This window comes from Vibrio sp. MMG023, assembly GCF_021654215.1.
GTDB classification, from domain to species: Bacteria; Pseudomonadota; Gammaproteobacteria; order Enterobacterales; family Vibrionaceae; genus Vibrio; species Vibrio jasicida.
In genome coordinates this window covers 1-320 of the sequence record NZ_JAKFZP010000039.1, presented here as the reverse complement: position 1 = coordinate 320, position 320 = coordinate 1, and the positions used below count along the sequence as shown (strand labels likewise).

General features: G+C 44.7%; 2 tRNA genes. Both read right to left on the bottom strand.

From position 1 onward, the window contains the following. Positions 1-117: 117 nt before the first annotated feature. Positions 118-193 (bottom strand) — tRNA-Ala (locus tag L1076_RS26910). 39 nt (positions 194-232) lie between these two features. After that, positions 233-309: transfer RNA gene (locus tag L1076_RS26905), tRNA-Ile, on the bottom strand. Between the last annotated feature and the right edge of the window lie 11 nt (positions 310-320).

Here is a 320-nt window from a genome sequence, read left to right as displayed (position 1 = left end):
ATTGAGAACTTTACAAGTAATCTTAAAGATTACTTTGTCAGCTTTCCAAATTGTTAAAGAGCTAGATTTTCTGATGAAAACCATTTTTAAAGATTCTTTTTCAAGAACACTTAAAGATGGTGGAGCTATGCGGGATCGAACCGCAGACCTCCTGCGTGCAAGGCAGGCGCTCTCCCAGCTGAGCTATAGCCCCATCAAGGTGTCGATACTGCATACCAATTTCAAAAGAAATTGGTGGGTCTGAGTGGACTCGAACCACCGACCTCTCGCTTATCAGGCGAACGCTCTAACCACCTGAGCTACAGACCCAGTATCGTCTC